13 protein-coding genes are annotated in these 16,992 nt (G+C 46.3%); 6 read left to right on the plus strand and 7 right to left on the minus strand.

What is annotated here, in order from left to right:
• Window positions 1-80 precede the first annotated feature (80 nt).
• Window positions 81-647 carry a DUF924 family protein gene (locus QUB12_RS17560; protein WP_333307796.1) on the plus strand — a complete coding sequence of 189 codons (567 nt, stop codon included), beginning with the start codon at window positions 81-83 and terminating at the stop codon, window positions 645-647.
• Between the two features lie 336 nt (window positions 648-983).
• Here QUB12_RS17560 and QUB12_RS17565 read toward each other — a convergent pair whose 3' ends face one another.
• A complete protein-coding gene (locus QUB12_RS17565) occupies window positions 984-2,330 on the minus strand; it encodes a PQQ-dependent sugar dehydrogenase (protein WP_333147476.1) in 1,347 nt (448 codons plus the stop codon).
• 319 nt (window positions 2,331-2,649) lie between these two features.
• On the minus strand, window positions 2,650-3,150 hold the full coding sequence (locus tag QUB12_RS17570) for an autotransporter (protein ID WP_333147474.1): 501 nt from the start codon (window positions 3,148-3,150) through the stop codon (window positions 2,650-2,652).
• 811 nt (window positions 3,151-3,961) lie between these two features.
• Between QUB12_RS17570 and QUB12_RS17575 the strand changes: the two genes are divergently transcribed.
• Window positions 3,962-4,597 (plus strand): L,D-transpeptidase, encoded by a 636-nt coding sequence (locus QUB12_RS17575; protein WP_333147472.1) that lies wholly within the window; start codon window positions 3,962-3,964, stop codon window positions 4,595-4,597.
• Between the two features lie 384 nt (window positions 4,598-4,981).
• Here QUB12_RS17575 and QUB12_RS17580 read toward each other — a convergent pair whose 3' ends face one another.
• From QUB12_RS17580 to QUB12_RS17600, 5 genes are all read right to left on the minus strand, one after another.
• Window positions 4,982-6,850, minus strand: a complete 1,869-nt coding sequence (locus QUB12_RS17580) for a tetratricopeptide repeat protein (RefSeq protein ID WP_333147468.1) — start codon at window positions 6,848-6,850, stop codon at window positions 4,982-4,984.
• A gap of 72 nt (window positions 6,851-6,922) precedes the next feature.
• Window positions 6,923-7,774: a Uma2 family endonuclease gene (locus QUB12_RS17585; protein WP_333307798.1), complete on the minus strand. Its 852-nt coding sequence runs from the start codon at window positions 7,772-7,774 to the stop codon at window positions 6,923-6,925.
• Window positions 7,775-7,776: 2 nt separating this feature from the next.
• A complete protein-coding gene (locus QUB12_RS17590; protein ID WP_333307800.1) occupies window positions 7,777-7,971 on the minus strand; it encodes a hypothetical protein in 195 nt (64 codons plus the stop codon).
• A gap of 463 nt (window positions 7,972-8,434) precedes the next feature.
• Window positions 8,435-8,737, minus strand: a complete 303-nt coding sequence (locus QUB12_RS17595; protein ID WP_333286666.1) for a hypothetical protein — start codon at window positions 8,735-8,737, stop codon at window positions 8,435-8,437.
• 46 nt (window positions 8,738-8,783) lie between these two features.
• The gene (locus QUB12_RS17600; RefSeq protein ID WP_333307802.1) at window positions 8,784-9,650 is read right to left on the minus strand and encodes a HEAT repeat domain-containing protein; all 867 of its coding nucleotides are present in this window, start codon (window positions 9,648-9,650) and stop codon (window positions 8,784-8,786) included.
• A 211-nt stretch (window positions 9,651-9,861) separates the two neighbouring features.
• On the opposite strand from QUB12_RS17600, the gene QUB12_RS17605 reads away from it, so the two are divergent.
• The 4 genes from QUB12_RS17605 (at window position 9,862) to cobN (ending at window position 16,967) form a co-directional block, all read left to right on the plus strand.
• Window positions 9,862-10,674 carry an ABC transporter ATP-binding protein gene (locus QUB12_RS17605; protein WP_333307804.1) on the plus strand — a complete coding sequence of 271 codons (813 nt, stop codon included), beginning with the start codon at window positions 9,862-9,864 and terminating at the stop codon, window positions 10,672-10,674.
• A 213-nt stretch (window positions 10,675-10,887) separates the two neighbouring features.
• A complete protein-coding gene (locus QUB12_RS17610) occupies window positions 10,888-11,625 on the plus strand; it encodes an ABC transporter ATP-binding protein (protein ID WP_333307805.1) in 738 nt (245 codons plus the stop codon).
• Window positions 11,622-12,482: an EamA family transporter gene (locus QUB12_RS17615; RefSeq protein WP_333307807.1), complete on the plus strand. Its 861-nt coding sequence runs from the start codon at window positions 11,622-11,624 to the stop codon at window positions 12,480-12,482. Before QUB12_RS17610 ends, QUB12_RS17615 begins: the two co-directional genes overlap by 4 nt.
• Before the next feature lie 201 nt (window positions 12,483-12,683).
• Window positions 12,684-16,967, plus strand: a complete 4,284-nt coding sequence (gene cobN / locus QUB12_RS17620; RefSeq protein WP_333307810.1) for a cobaltochelatase subunit CobN — start codon at window positions 12,684-12,686, stop codon at window positions 16,965-16,967.
• Window positions 16,968-16,992: the final 25 nt, after the last annotated feature.

Below are 16,992 nucleotides of genomic sequence, written 5' to 3' on the forward strand. Positions count from 1 at the left end.
CGGCCTAAACCTTGCCCCCCTTTTCCTCTCGCCACTGACCTGACTACAGGTACAGTGGGAGTCTCCAAGGGGGAATACAGATGAATGAAGTTTTAGATTTTTGGTTTGGTCGATCGCACTCTCCTGAGTTTGGCAAAGTCCACAAGAAATGGTTTGAAAAAGATGCGGATTTTGATGCCCAAGTGCGATGGCGCTTTCTGCCACAATACGAACTAGCCGCCTCCGGTAAACTCGACTCATGGCAAGATTCCCCCGACAACTGCCTAGCATTAATTATACTGCTCGATCAATTTCCGCGCAATATGTTTCGCGGAACACCTCAAGCATTCGCCACAGACAACAAAGCTTTAGCCACCGCCGAATACGCTGTTAATAATAAATTCGATCGCGAATTGCTTACTGTACAAAAAGGGTTTATTTATCTCCCTTTTGAACACAGCGAAAACTTAGAAAACCAGCAAAAATCTGTCGAACTATTTAGCCAACTTAGCGGCGAACCTGACAGCGATTCACTCATTGAATACGCGATGAAGCATTTAGAAATAATCCAGCGTTTTGGGAGATTTCCCCACCGCAATCAAATTCTCGGCCGCGAAACAACTCCCGAAGAAGCCGAGTTTCTCAAACAACCCGGTTCGGGATTTTAAAGCGCGATCGCAAAACCTCGATCGTTCTGATATATTCGAGACTTGTAGAGGCGGTTTTAGCGCGCAATCAGAACCAACAGCCATCTCTTTACAAAACCCGCCGCAACCCAGCGAATCTCAAATTGAATAGTGAAATTATGTCCGGTCGAGCGACCCCGATTTTGGTAGGGGCGGGTTCACCAACAATACCTGCCAATAATTGACCATCTCAAAAACCCGCCCCGACCGGGATATTATGGTTAATCGATCGGACATGATATGAAATTAGAAAAGAAGATAAATTCTTGATTCAACAAAAAGTATACGAGGGTGAAGAATTTATCGATCGCCCAATCCTCAGCGGCGATACTGCACCCGATAAATCCGGTTATTCGCTTCCTCAGTAAACAGCAAACTCCCGTCAGGTAAAACCAGCAAACCAACCGGCCTCCCCCAAGTTTTCGGGCCCGACGGATCTGTGAGAAAACCAGTCAGAAAATCCTCATAATAACCTTGAGGGCGTCCGTTCCCCGCATTAAAAGGTACAAACACGATTTTATAACCAGTTCCAGCGTTCCGATTCCAACTGCCGCGAAACGCCACAAATGCGCCGTTGAGAAATCTTTTGGGAAACGTTTTGCCGTCGTAAAACTGAAGCCCCAAAGCGGCCGAGTGCGCCTGAAACAGCACGTCTGGCATTAATGTTTTAGCAGCTAAATCAGGTCGATCGCTATTGCCATTTCTGGCGTGGCGCGGGTCGAGCAAATTCGGCTTAAAATAAGTGTAAGGCCAGCCGTAAAACTCACCTTGACGAATTCTTGTCAAGTAATCCGGCACCAAATCATCTCCCAAACCGTCGCGTTCGTTGACAGTCGTGTAGAGTTGATTGGTTTTTGGGTGAAAATCCAATCCTACCGGGTTTCGCAACCCAGAAGCAAAAATTTGCTGGTTCTTGCCGTCCAAATTCATGACTTGAACAGACGCCCTCGGCAGCGGTTCGACATCGGCATTAGACTGCGATCCAACTGAGACGAAAAGCTTGCTATTGTCGGGGGAAACGACAACATTTCGCGTCCAGTGTTGGTTGTATCCACCGCCCGGTAAATCGGCAATTTTTTGACCAGTACCTGTCAATTGTTCCTGCCCTTTTGTGTAGGGAAATCGGCGGACTTCAGCGGTATTTCCGAGGAAAAAATAGCGATCGGCAAAAGCCATGCCAAAGGGAATATTTAACCCGTTTTGGGCACTTGCAAAAGTCTTGCGAACCTCAGCAACCCCGTCGCCGTTGGCATCTCGCAACAGCGTAATCCGATTCTGCCGGGTTTCTGTTACCAAAACATCGCCTGTAGGCGTCACAGCTAGCCATCGGGGAGCGTCTAAATTGTCAGCAAAAACGTTGACGACAAAGCCAGGAGGCACTCGCAGCACTGGCGATGCGGGAATTGGTATTACTTGAGGAGGTTTTGAGGCGCTTTCGCTGGCTCCTGGCTGCGGCAAAGCAGTTGCAAAAATACGGATTGGCTGCGGCGACAGCGGTTTGGTCGGTACAATTTGATTTGTCCCAACATTTGTCACCGGTGCACGGGAGGGAATTTGCGACACGGCGCCGTTGTCGCCCACAGCAGGGGCGATCGCATCTGTAGCTCGATCGCACGCAATCATCGGCAACAGCAGAATTAGCAGCAAGAAATGCAGGTAATACATAGCAGCGATTTCTCCACAATTGCTGGACAATTCTATTATTCTAACTGCTATTAAACAGCTAAGCCACCGCGCAGGCGGTGGCTTAATTTTATTTACTGATACCAGTTGTACAAAACAATGCAATTGTAGGCCAGCGATCCAAACCTTGAGCTCGATCAGTCAATCGATTTTAGATTTTAGATTTTAGATTTTAGATTTTAGATTGAAGAACGCGACCCCACGAATGAATCCGGGGGCCCCGGATCAAATTGCTTGATTGTCATTGCCAATTCCCAATCGAAAATCCAAAATCAAAAACCGAAAATAGTATAGCCTAGCTCTACCAAAGTCCTCTCACAGGAGCCGGACGAGGAGCCGGAGCCGGAATTGGACGGGGAGCCGGCATCGGAGCCGGACGAGGAGCCGGACGAGGAGCCGGACGCGGTGGCGGTTCTGGAGCCGGACGCGGTGCTGGTGCTGGGGTTGCGGGACGAGCAACCGTTGTGGCTACGACCTTATAATCGGGGATCACCGCGATATTTTGTATCTGAGATCCGGCGACGGTGGCTCTGACTTTCATTCCCGGTACTAGGCCAATAATTCTCAGGACGCATCTTTGAATCCTGAGAGTCCTGTACGGCGCGTTTTCTTCGCGAATAGTTACTACATCGCCGACAATATCTTTGACAAAACCGACAATGGTTGTAGTGTTTGCTGTGGTGGTGGTCTGCGTTTGGGCTATTTGATTTGCAGGGTTAGCCATCGCAGGATGTACTGAGACCGCCGAAATTAGCACCGACAGTGTTGCACCTGTCAATAATTTGATGTTCTGAAGACGCATTGAAACCTCACATTAACTGCTATTCAGGGTTGGGTTTGCTTCCGCTGCACGAAAGTCCCAACTTCTATACCTAATCCAGTTTAATCCCCAGAGTAGGAAATTTATGACAATCTCAAAAAAAGATTATCGAACAAGTATTGAAAGACTAAATTTTACATCATAAGTTCCCGATTTACAACAAGTTCAGCGGTTTGCATCTCTAGAGTGTTGCCGTGATATATTGAGTTTATTCGAGCGACCGTAGCAGTTTTTTTCCGCAGACCTAACTGTTGCTGGGAGGAACTCTACCCAAAGACAGATTGTGCTTGCCGGATACTGCAGCGCCATAGTTTGAATACTCGATCGCCCGCTGGTCATTGCTAAAAAATCAAATTAGTCGGAGGTAAAATTTAATCATTTTCTGGCAAGATGTACGCCTAAACCGGGTTTTGTAACGACATTCTATTGCGGAACTCGACTGAGCAGCTTATAAAAACCTTGTTGTTTTGGTATTATTGCCTAAGCTTTGTGTTGAGTTACAAGTGATCGGTGGTGGAATTTCAACTAAAAACTGTGCAGCGCAGTTGCCGTCATTCGATTTTAGATTTTAAATTTTAGATTTTAGATTGACACCACGGATAAATCCGGGGGCTTGAGGATGCAAGGATTTTGGATTTGGGATTGATTCCACGGATAAATCACGTGGCGGGTACCACCTTTGAAATTCTTGGTCAAAAAGCCATATCAAAATTTTTCGGATCGGGTGCGGTTGGCGGATAATTAGATAGGAACTTTGTAGGAACTGCTGGTTAGGAGTTTAGCGAACAAAAAAATGGTGAACAGCAAATTTTTATTTAATAAGCTAGTTGTGCTTAGCTTGAGTGCAGCCGCGCTGTCGGTGGGCATACAGCAGCAGGCGACGGCCGAAGTTGTGGCTAATTCAAGTAATAGTGCGATCGCAGCGCAGCGGCCCACATCCGAGACACAATTGCCGAATCTCGGAGCCCCAGAACTGCCGCCCTTGGGAGAACCATTTCGTTATCTTCCCCAGGAACCAAATCCTGCGGTAAATCCTATTGAGGAAGTGCGTTTAGTGCTGAAATTGCGAGAACGCCGCGTCTATGTTTACCGACAAAATAAGGTGCAAACCAGTTTCCCGGTTGCTGTGGGAAAAGGCGGGTGGGAAACTCCTACCGGCAATTTTAAAGTTATGCAAATGATCAAAGATCCCGTTTGGCAAAATCCTTGGACAGGAGAACTTATTCCTGCTGGGCCAGACAATCCATTAGGGAGTAGGTGGATGGGGTTTTGGACGGATGGCAAGAATGTGATTGGTTTTCATGGTACTCCGAATCCAGAGTCGATCGGGGGGGCGGCTTCTCACGGCTGTGTCAGAATGTTTGACAAAGACGCACAGGCTTTATTTGAGAAAGTCGCAGTTGGCACACCGGTGATTGTTGAGCATTAATTATTTCGAGGTTGGGGTGCATCAAAATATCCAGGAACAGGCAAGATGCCTGTTCCACAAAAATTCAATACAGGCAAGATGCCTGTTCCACAAAAATTCAATTTTCTTGTGGGGAGTAGGGGTTGGGCAGGAGATCCCGCCCATGAAAGACTAATTGATAATGCAGCTATTGGGTGAGTTAAAACTTACATTTTGCACCCCTCTCAGCAACAGGCTTTCCGGCCTGTTCCACAACAAAGAGTTATATCATGTCCGGTCGATTCCCTCCGCTTCGCTTCGCCCGAAATCAGGTAGGGGCGGGTTCACCAACAATATCTGCCAATAATTGACAATCTCAAAAACCCGCCCGGCCGGGATATTATGGTTAATCGATCGGACATAATATTAAATAGATTGCTGATATTTTTCCAGCAACTCCGGGATGTAATCGTAGCCATCAACACCGATCGCCGGAATGATATTCCCTCGACTTTTCGCCAAAGCTTGTTTAAAAGATTCCGCCCCCATTTGACCCCGCAAAATTGTCAACAAACCAGCCGATTGACGCCACTCCATCGCACCAATTTGCTCCAAAGTATACATCCCCAAACTGCCCGCAAATATCGCTTTTTCTAGTGAGTTGATTCTGTAATAAGCTTGAGCCAAGTAAGCCAAATTCAGACCTTGCAAATATAAATCCCCTGAGAATTGAGCCGCTTGCCAACCTTTGAGCAAATATTCGATCGCACCTTCAGCATTTTCCAGGGCGATTTTAGCAATACCGAGACTGCTGGAACAAAAAGCTTGACTTTGCCTGTCTCCCAATCTTTCCGATAGCAACAAACCTTGTTCCAAATAACCGATCGCACTCTCATAAACCTCTGGTTCCACTTCCTCCAACTGCCGCGCTTGAAACACTTCACTGTAACCCAAATTAGCGAGAGCATTTGCCTCGCCTTGTCGCTCTCCCGCTTGTCGTGCCATAATTAAAGCCCGCTGGCTGTAATTAATCGCTTCCTGATAATTTTTTTGAGCCACATAGTTGCGGCTGATGTGATTGAGATTGGCAACTTCGCAAGCTTTGTCTCCTTCGGTACGAGCAATTTCCAGCGCTTGCTTGTGCAGCAAGATCGATCGCTCGTAGGCCCCAGCCGCCTGCATCGAATAACCCAAAAGCGTCAGAATCCGAGCTTTTGCTTGAGTGCCTTCAACTCGGCGCAGCGGTTCGTCTAAATAATCCAAAGTATGCCGCAGAGCTTTACCATCAAAGGAAGCGAAAATCCCCCCGTAAAGTGGAAAGTATTCTCGCTGAGAAAAAGCGCGCAAAATTTGCAAAGTTACTTGAAAACAAGCATTTGCCAACTGCTCGCCGCTCTTGGTAGAATTATTAAACCCACTAGCTAGCTGACTCCAAATTACCGCAAAAGTAATGTAAGTAGAAATTGAAGCTTTTGTTGACACTTTGGAATCGTAAACTTGCTTGTCAAACCATGTCGCCAACGCCCGCTGCAAGCACTGCAAAATAATCGCCACTTCCACCAATATGCCTAAATCTAAATTCGATTGCTGGGCTGCGAATTGAACTACAGATTCACCGAGCGCAATAGTCTTCAAAAGAGCCTGGGGAAAGGGACTGTTAACTTTTTTTGCCCAAAAAGCCCAAGGCCCATTTTCTTCGGGACTACCGGCAAATCCTAGCTGCTGCGGCTGATAAATCCAGCCCACAAGTTCCGGTTCCAAACGCTGCCAAGATTCTAAACCTTTAGCGATGCCGACGGTGATTTGCTGCAAATCTTGTTCGGTTTCGGGATTAGAAGTTTGCAGCATTTGTTGGTGCAGAGATTTTGCCAATTGCTGCAATTGAGCGAGAGTCAGCGGATGTTCTTTATTCGGATCGATTACTTGTAATAATGCCAGGAGGCGGGCGTTAGATTCGGCGGTAACGATTTGTTGGATTGAGGATGCAATTGCGCGATCGACGCGGTTATCTTTCTGCCAGCGTTCCCATTCTCCTTGGATGGTTTTGAGCGCTCGGAGGCTGCGATTTGCCTTTGCTTGTTTGATTTCGTCTTTTTCATTTCTGAGTTGATTTTCGGCGGCATCAAGGCGTTCGCCGAAACAGCGTTCAAATATTTCGCCAGTACCGGTGCTAATGTCTTGCACCAGCATTTGATAAACTTGTTCTTTGGAGCGAATTTGACCTTTGAGGGTGATTTCGACAATTTTGTCGATTAGTGCTAGGTAGCGATCGCGCAATGAGGTAGATTCAGGCATAAGTTATTTTTAGTTAATAAGTTTTTATCGACAGCGCTTGCAGCTTGCACAATTTCATGCTGCTATTTAATTTTACAGCTCATCTGGATTAATGCCCATTGCTCGCAGTCGATCGGCTAAACGATTTGCTCGCTCTCTTTCTGATTCAGCTCGTTGCCTTTCAAACTCGGCTCGTTGCCTTTCTGATTCAGCTTGCTGTCTTTCAATTTCAGCTTGCTGCCTTTCAAACTCGGCTCGTTGGCTTTCCAATTGAGCTCGCTGTCTTTCAAATTCTTCTGGAGTCAGAATCAAATTGCCATTAATATCATACCAGCGCAACCACAACCTTTGATTTTGCAGGAAAGCACCTTCCCACAAACCCAAACTTAACTGTATTTCCGGTATCCAAAATCGAGAACCTGTTAACACTTGTTCGCGGTAACGGTTGCCAATTAACCGAAATACCCTCAATTGGTTGTTGTATTTGCTAAAAACAAAGTAATAAGGAATCTTCAAAATTATTTCGTAAACCTGCCACTTAGTCGGCGGTTTGTTTAGTTCTGATTCTGTCAGTCCTAAATCTTCATCTTCCGTACCAGGTGACAGAAATTCGATCGCAATTAAAGGAGTTACGGCTTCGTCCCAAATCACGTAACTTTGGCGCAAGTCTCTGTCTTGGTAAAATCTCGAAACCCCCACAACTAAATACCAATCGGGTCTTTTGTACCAATTGGGATGGTTGGAGTCGTAGTATAGATTGAGATCGCTGGCCGAGAAGAGGCGATCGGGTGGATAATTAGAGGGCAGGCAGCTATCGCACAAAAGTTGTGCTTGCCACCGGTGATATTCGTCAGGCAAACCAGGCTCCTCCGGGTCTTCACTGGGTAGATCGTACATCGTCGGCAGCACTTTTCTTGGGGAAGATTGCGAATCTGGTATGTACATTGTTATACAATTATCCCTGCGAGATGTTCAGGAGATTCAGGCGCTACGGTAATTGTAATATTATAGCGCGATGCGATCTCTTCCTGCAGAAACTCGGTATCTTCTGCACCGGGAATTTTATCGAGATAGCAATTTTTTACTCCTAACAAAAACCCGGCGATCGCTTCTGATGAATTTTGGGAGTCGGCTACCTTCAAGACATATTGCCATTAACTCTCATCTTTGCCGTTAATATCTAGCGGTGTAATCGCTGACTTTATCCTCTGTTCCGCTGCGGTTTATTTGGTTTAAATAGTGCAGCATTAACGCCAAAATATTATCCGGTAAATTGCCGTCTGTTGTGCCTTATTTCTTGGCAATGAGTTGGTCGGCATAGAGTTTTGCTAGCAAAACGGTGATGTTTCTGCCGCCGGCTATTTCGGTTTTAAGGTTTCGTAGATTTTGAGCAGCCACAGTGGGTTGATGGCAAAGTTTCTCCAGAGGACAAATATGTAAATTCCCCAGATGTAGGCATTTTTGGGAAGTGATTTGATGAAGGGGGGATTGCTTTGTTCAGCTTTGAGAGCATTGATGTATAGCCTTTCGAGCTCTCATATGAGGTACTCATGGGCATAGGGCATAGGCCTCCGTGGGTATAGGGCATAGGGCATAGGGCATACCTCACCACGCTTGAGAACCGCTATATACACGGATATTTGCGATCGTTGTTTGTGACAAATTAGCTTTAGGTTCATCCAAAATTTTTAAGGCTGATTCTAGGTTTGATACAGCCTGATTTAACTCCGGTGAAGTTAGCGTCTTTGCTTTTTCTCGAAGGTGAAGAGCAATACTTAGCAAGACAGGGGCCGCAGGGCTACGCACATTTGCATCGGAGTCTTTCAGCAGCGGAACTAGCTGCGGCACAACAGTTTTAGCTTCTGCACCAATCCTCCTCAAAGCAGAGGCTGCACTACCTACGCACATTTGGATTGGAGTCTTTCAGCAAGACAATTAGCTGCCGCAGTGCAGTTTAAGCTTTTGCACGGATTTTATTCAAAGCAGAGGCTGTACTACTACGCACATTTGGATGGGAGTCTTTCAGCAAGACAATTAGCTGCGGCAGTGCAGTTTTAGCTTCTGCACCGATACTTCCCAAAGCATTGGCTGCACTACTACGCACAGTTGCATCTGAGTCTTGAAGCAGGGAAATTAGCTGTGGCACAGCAGTTTTAACTTCTGCACGCATCCTTGCCAAAGCATAGTCTGCACGGCTACGCACAGTTGCATCGGAGTCTTTCAGCAACAGAATTAGCTGCGGCACAACAGTTTTAGCTTCTGCACCGATACTTCCCAAAGCATTGGCTGCACGGCTACGCACAGTGGCATCGGAGTCTTTCAGCAACAGAATTAGCTGCGGCACAGCAGTTTTAGCTTCTGCACCCATCCTTCCCAAAGCATAGTCTGCACGGCTACGCACAGTGGGATCGGAGTCTTTCAGCAACAGAATTAGCTGCGGCACAGCAGTTTTAGCTTCTGCACCCACCGACACATCTGAGTCTTTCAAGGTTTTGACAAAGGCAGGAATAGCAGGAAGAGCAATTTGTCTTAGAACCTCAGCAGCACTCTGGCCGACTGACAAATTCTGATCCTGCAAAGCTTCCATCCTATCAGGGATGGCGGGTTCACCTCTTTTTCGTAACAGCTTAATAGCTGCATCAAGTGCCGTTTCATCGTTAGTCTTTAACTTGTCGGTGAGGGAGGCAATCTGTTTGGGATTAGCTGTGGGTTCGTCCCCAATTTCAGCCGCAGCATTGCGAGTCAACAGCAAAGGCGATGTGAAAGATAGAAACGAGAGGGCAATTACGGCAGCTAATCTTTGTCGGCAGTGCTTCGTCATGGGCTAGAATCCTTGTGTTTGATGAGCCGTCTCAGCCATTGGAATAATTGTGTATACATTCTCATCAAACTGTTTCAGGACTCCGGGGCATCTAAATTTGTGCTTGTCCGTGGTGAAATCGCCCTAAATACTGCTTAAAAAGGGGGACTTTAAGAACATTCGGCAGTCTAAGGCATAATGAGATATCTTATATTCGTTCTATGATGTGTTTATGATTTCCGAACCCCTTACCCTCTCAACAAGCAATCCTGTTTTAGCAGCCAAAGGATTAACTCGTCGTTTTGGTGGTTTAATTGCGGTAAACGACGTATCTTTCACAGTTCAAAAACACGAAATTTTTGGATTAATCGGCCCTAACGGCGCGGGCAAGACAACTCTATTTAATCTAATGACTGGACTGATACCTGCTTCTAGTGGCAACCTGATTTATCAAAATGAAAATATTTCCCAATTGAAGCCTTATCAAATTGCCAATAAAGGTATTGCCAGAACTTTTCAAAATATCCGGTTATTTGGGGAACTTTCTGCTGTGGAAAATGTGGCGATCGCCCGACACATCCATAGTCGATCGGGCAATCCAGTTTTATCGGTGCTGGCGGGGATTTTCGGCTTGCCAGCATCTAACGCAATGGAACGCAAAACCCAGCGAAAAGCCTTAGAATTGTTGGATTTAGTCGGATTGGGCGATCGCGCGGGCGAACAAGCCAAAAACTTGCCCTACGGCGACCAGAGGCGCTTAGAAATTGCCCGCGCTTTAGCCCTAGAACCGCAAATATTGCTGTTAGATGAACCAGCAGCGGGGATGAATCCCAATGAAAAGCACAAATTAAGCGAATTTATCCGCGAAGTGCGCCAACAATTCAATTTAACTGTAATATTGATCGAGCATCATGTACCGCTAGTTATGGGATTGTGCGATCGCATTGCCGTCTTGCATTTCGGTCAGCTTATTGCCTTGGGCGAGCCTGCTGTTGTGAGGAATGACCCGGCTGTGATTGAGGCTTATTTGGGAGATGAAAAATAACTAAGGAAACCCGGCGATTGGAAATCGCGTCTACACAAACAATGTCCGCCTACGCGGACTAAGAGTAATATTAAAAAATCACATATTGCACCATTATTACACATTCTGTAGGGGCGGGTTCACCGACAATAATTGCCTAAAAATAACAATCTCATAAACCCGCCCCCACCCAACATTAAATCGCAATGTACCTCAAACTCAAAGTCACAGAAAATGCACGATAGCCCACCCAAAATATCTCAAAATATCCTCTTAGAACTCAAGAATATTTCTGTAAATTATGGTGGCATTCAAGCCATACAAAATATTAATCTCACGATTAATGCAGGCGAGGTTGTCAGTCTCATCGGTGCCAACGGTGCGGGCAAAAGTACCACATTGAGAGCGATTTCTAAAATAGTTAATTTGCGACAAGGACAAATTATTTATAGCGGGCGCGACATTAGCCGCCGCCAAGCTCACGAAGTTGTGAAATTGGGAATCGCCCATAGCCCAGAAGGGCGGCGGGTTTTGGCGCAGCAAACGGTGTTAACTAACTTAGAATTAGGGGCCTATATTCGATCGGACTCGGCGGCAGTAAAAGCCGATTTAGAGCGCCAATTTGAGATATTTCCGCGCCTAGCAGAAAGGCGTCGCCAGCTAGCAGGAACCCTCAGCGGCGGGGAACAGCAAATGCTGGCGATCGCCCGTGCTCTGATGAGCCGCCCGAAGCTGCTATTATTAGACGAGCCCAGTTTAGGTTTAGCACCTGCGATCGTCAAAGAAATTTTCGGAATTATTCAAAACCTGCGTTCCACAGGCGTTACAATCCTTTTAGTCGAACAAAACGCCAGTTTAGCACTGCAAATTGCCGATCGGGGTTACGTACTAGAAGCTGGTAACATTACTCTCACAGGTATTGGAGCAGATTTGCTAAACGACGAGCGAGTCAGGAGCGCATATTTAGGATGACTTGGTTAATTTTAGGACTCTTGACCGCTTTTTTTGAAGCCGTCAAAGACGTTTTTGGCAAACAAAACCTCAAAAAAAGTGACGAATATGTCGTCGCTTGGTCTCTCTCATTTTTTTCAGTCATCTTTTTGATTCCCTGGGTAGTTTATACAGGAATTCCGACATTAAACTCTCAATTTTGGCTCGCCCTATTAATCGGAGGTAGCATCAACGCTGTCACATCCCTCCTCTACATCAAAGCCATCAAAGTATCAGATTTATCCCTAACACTCCCGCTGGTAGCTTTGACACCATTATTCATGTTGGTAACTTCACCGTTAATTGTCGGTGAATATCCAAAACTTTTTGATTATATTGGCATTTTACTAATCGTAGCAGGCTCTTATTTATTAAATATAAAAGAGAAATATAAAGGATATTTAGCCCCATTCACAGCACTGCTGGATGAACCCGGGCCAAAATTGATGTTAATCGTCGCATTACTATGGAGTATTGCCTCAAATTTTGACAAAATAGGAGTTACAAATTCATCCCCTATTTTTTGGGTATTCTCTTTGTTTGGTACAATCAGTGTCTTGTTACTGCCAGTTTTATTGCACAAAACCCCAAATTCAGGGCGAAAAATTCTCCAACAATTACCAATGCTAGCTGCTATGGGGTCTTTAAATGCTATTGGAGTGCTTTTTCAAATGCAAGCTTTGACATTAACTTTCGTAGTGCAAGTGATCGCGATTAAGCGTACTAGCGTGTTAATGGGTGTATTGTTCGGTCATTTCATTTTTAAGGAAAAAGATATTCAACAAAGATTATTAGGGGCCGGAATCATGATTTTGGGAGTTTTATTTATCAGTTTATAGGTTGAGATTTCCGGGACTTTGACGCTCATTCTCCCCCCCAATGTAGGGGCGGTGCGACCGCTACTCCCCGTGTCCGCCCTCTCTCGGTTGGGCGGGAATGTCCTGGTGGGAAACACGCCCTAGCCTCTATTTATGTATAAGTCATGTTATACTCAAGGCGATCGCACTTTCTCTCACTATTTATTAAGATAAAAAAAATTAATGCACAAAATAGCAGCCACGCCCGGAGGTTGGAACCCTCAATCAGAAGGAGTAATTTTTATTCAGCAAACCCCAGCACCAATAGTATTTATTAGTGCTGCTGACACCGACATTCAAACTCTCGCAGCCGCCGCATCCAAAATGCCGGCAAATTTTCCCAAAGTGCGCGCAGTAAATCTGCTTCAGTTGCAGCAACAACTAACAATTGATACTTATGCAGAGGAAGTTTTAGAACGCGCCGAGGTCATAATCTTAAGACTGTTAGGAGGGCGTTCTTATTGGTCTTACGGCTTAGAGATTCTGCGGGAAACAGTGCAGAAAACTAACGCAGCACTGATTGTAATGCCGGGAGAAGACAGTCCCGATCCCGATTTAATCAGCCATTCCAATGTATCGCTGTCAGCAGTCAATAAACTGTGGCGCTACTTCACAGAAGGCGGAGTCCAAAACTTTGTTAACGCACTCAAATTTGCCGCCGATACTTGCCTGAAAACTGCTTATAATCCACCGCTACCTCAAACAGTCTCCCGCGTCGGAATTTATGATTGGATCGGGCGCGGGGAGGAGTGTTTTGAAACTTTACCACCAGATTCAGATCCCCCTAAATCCCCCTTAATAAGGGGGACTTTGACCGCTTCTTGCCCCCCCCTTATTAAGGGGGGCAGGGGGGGATCTCCGGGTTTACCACCAGATTCAGAGCCCCCTAAATCCCCCTTAACAAGGGGGACTTTGACAACTTCTTGCCCCCCCCTTATTAAGGGGGGCTGGGGGGGATCTCCGGGTTTGGAAACACTCCCTAAAGGGTACGGCGAGGGCGGGCACGGGGGCACCGCCCCTACGGTCGGAATATTATTTTATAGAGCTCATTACTTATCAGGAAACTTAGCACCAATTGATGCACTTTGTCAAGCTCTATCTGAGCGAAACTTAGTCCCCGTTCCCGTCTTTGTGTCTTCTTTGCGGGAACCAGATTTGCAAATAGAATTGCTGGAATATTTCCAACCTAAGGAATCAGAACCAATTCAATTATTGCTCAACACCACAAGTTTTGCAGTCTCCGGTTTCAGCAATCAAGAACCGGAACAAAACAGCTTAAAATCCTTAGACGTTCCCGTATTGCAAGCAATCTTCAGCGGTGGCGGTTTGGAACAGTGGGAAACGGAACTTCAGGGACTTTCGCCCCGCGATGTGGCGATGAATGTAGCATTGCCAGAAGTAGACGGAAAAATCATTACTAGGGCTGTTTCTTTTAAAGCCGTACAGACTTGGAACAGCGAATTAGAAACAGATGTAGTAGGCTATGTAGCAGCGGGCGATCGCATTTCATTTGTAGCAGATTTAACCGCGAATTGGGTGAAAATGAAACAAACCCCAGCCGCCAACAGACGCATCGCCATAATTCTGGCAAATTACCCCACTCGCAACGCCCGCTTAGCCAACGGGGTCGGCTTAGATACCCCCGCTAGCTGTGTCGAAATCCTCAAAGCTATGCAGCAAGCTGGCTATCAAATTGAAAACATCCCGGCTAGTGGCAACGAGTTAATTGAACTCCTGACTTCCGGCGTGACAAATGACCCCGAAGGACGCGAATTGCGGCCTGTTCATCAATCTTTGGATTTGGCAGAATATGAAGAATATTTTGCTAGTTTGCCGCAGGAAGTGCAAGATGGAATTTGTAAAAGATGGGGGCTTCCGGGAAGCTATGCACAAGATTTTATAAGTAACAATAGGTCTTTTCCGATTCCGGGAATTCATTTCGGTAATGTATTTGTAGGAATTCAACCATCGCGGGGATACGAACTTGACCCCGCGTTAAATTATCATGCCCCAGACTTAGAACCAACTCACAATTATCTAGCTTACTATTATTGGTTGCGAGAAAAATTGGGAATTGACGCTATAATTCATGCTGGAAAACACGGCAACTTAGAATGGCTTCCCGGTAAAAGTATAGCATTGTCTAACAAATGTTATCCAGAAGTAGCATTAGGCGCGATGCCGAATTTTTATCCCTTCATTGTCAACGATCCGGGGGAAGGTTCCCAGGCAAAAAGACGATCGCAAGCTGTGATTATCGACCACCTGACGCCGCCGATGACTCGCGCCGAACTCTACGGGCCTTTGCAACAGTTGGAAACCTTAATCGACGAGTATTGCGAAGCCCAAAGTTTAGATCCGTCCAGATTGCCCATGATTCGCGATCGCATTCTCGCCCTCACCAACAAAGAAAACTTAGATAAAGACTTAGGAATACAACTAAATAAATCAGAATTTACAGAATTTATCACCCGCACAGATGGCTATCTTTGCGAACTCAAAGAATCCCAGATTCGTGACGGATTGCACATTTTCGGGCAGTGTCCCGAAGGTAGACAGTTGAGAGATTTGATAATTGCGATCGCCCGCCATCCCACCAACGGGCGATCGGGCTTAACCCGCGCCCTAGCAGAAGACTCAGGCTACGATTTCGACCCCTTAACCTGCGATCCAATGTCGATAATTCAGCACCGCACAGCAGGCGATTTAACAGCAGAACTCGAAGAAAAAGCCGCTGAATTAGTAGATAACTTAATCGAAAACATCCGCGTCAATCCGCGTTCATCTGCGGTTACAAATCCGCAAATTGGAGAAGCGACCCAACAAGAATTAAACTGGATAAATAACTATCTTTTACCTTCACTCCTCCAAACAGACCAAGAAATTACCAACCTTTTGCGCGGACTAGATGGGCGGCACATACCCAGCGGCGCATCCGGCGCGCCCACTCGTGGCCGACCAGATGTATTGCCCACAGGTCGGAATTTTTACTCAGTAGATATCCGCGCGATTCCCACAGAAACCGCCTGGAGAGTTGGCAGAGTTGCTGCTGAAACTTTAATCGAAAGATACACCCAAGAAAACGGCGAATATCCGAAAACTTTGGGTTTGTCAGTGTGGGGAACATCCACCATGCGGACAGGGGGAGACGACATCGCCGAAGCCCTAGCATTGATAGGAGTTCAACCAGTTTGGGATGGCCCTTCGCGCCGGGTTGTAGATTTTGAAATCTTGCCCGTTTCTGTTTTGGGGCGGCCGCGGGTTGATGTTACTTTGCGAATTTCTGGCTTTTTCCGCGATGCTTTTTTTAATTTAATTGATTTGTTTGATAGTGCGGTAAAAGCTGTGGCAGATTTAGACGAATCAGCAGAAGACAACCCTTTAGCAGCACAAGTTAAGGAAGAGATTTTGTATTGGGAATCTACAGGTTTGAGTCAGGAAGAGGCGCAAGGGCGATCGCAATTTCGAGTGTTTGGCTCAAAACCAGGTGCTTACGGCGCAGGACTTCAAGGCATAATTGAAGCTCAAAACTGGACAGATGACAGCGATTTAGCAAAAGCTTACATTAATTGGAGTAGTTACGCCTATACAAGTACCCCCCCAACCCCCCCTTATCAAGGGGCGGCTAAATCTAATTCCTCTCCTTTACAACCAGAGAATACCCCCCCAACCCCCCCTTATCAAGGGGGGGCTCAATCTACTTCCTCTCCTTTACAACCAGGGGATACCCCCCCAACCCCCCCTTACCAAGGGGGGGCTAAATCCAACTCTTGTCCCCCCCCTTTACAAGGGGGGGCTAGGGGGGGTGAATTAAGTTCTGAGGCCAAATCCAACTCTTGTCCCCCCCCTTTACAAGGGGGGGTTAGGGGGGGTGAATGGGGATGTTCTGCACCCGAAGCATTTGAACAACGCCTCGGCCAAATGCAAATAGTTCTGCAAAACCAAGACAACCGCGAACACGACATCCTCGACTCCGACGATTATTATCAATTCCAAGGCGGGATGACGGCCGCAATCCGCAATTTGCAAGGCAAAAATCCTGAAACCTATTTCGGAGATAATTCCATTCCTGAGAATCCCAAAGTGCGGCAACTGCGAGAAGAAATTGCGCGGGTTTATCGCAGTAGGGCTGTGAATCCCAAATGGATAGAAGGTGCGATGCGACACGGTTATAAAGGTGCGTTTGAAATTGCAGCAACTGTTGATTTTTTGTTTGCTTACGATGCTACGGCAAATTGTGTAGAGGATTTTATGTATGAAGGAATCGCAGAGGCTTACATTTTTGATGAAAAAGTGCAGGCATTTATTCAAGAAAACAATCCTTGGGCACTGCGAGATATGGCGGAAAGATTGCTAGAAGCTCGTCAGCGGGGGTTGTGGCAGAGTGCGAACCAGGATACATTGGATAAATTGAGGTCGATCGCCCTGCAAGCCGAAGCAGTCATCGAATCCCATACTGGTTTCTAGTCTGAACGGAGAAATGATAGAATTT

The sequence above is a fragment of the Microcoleus sp. B7-D4 genome (assembly GCF_036705125.1).
Lineage (GTDB): Bacteria > Cyanobacteriota > Cyanobacteriia > Cyanobacteriales > Microcoleaceae > Microcoleus.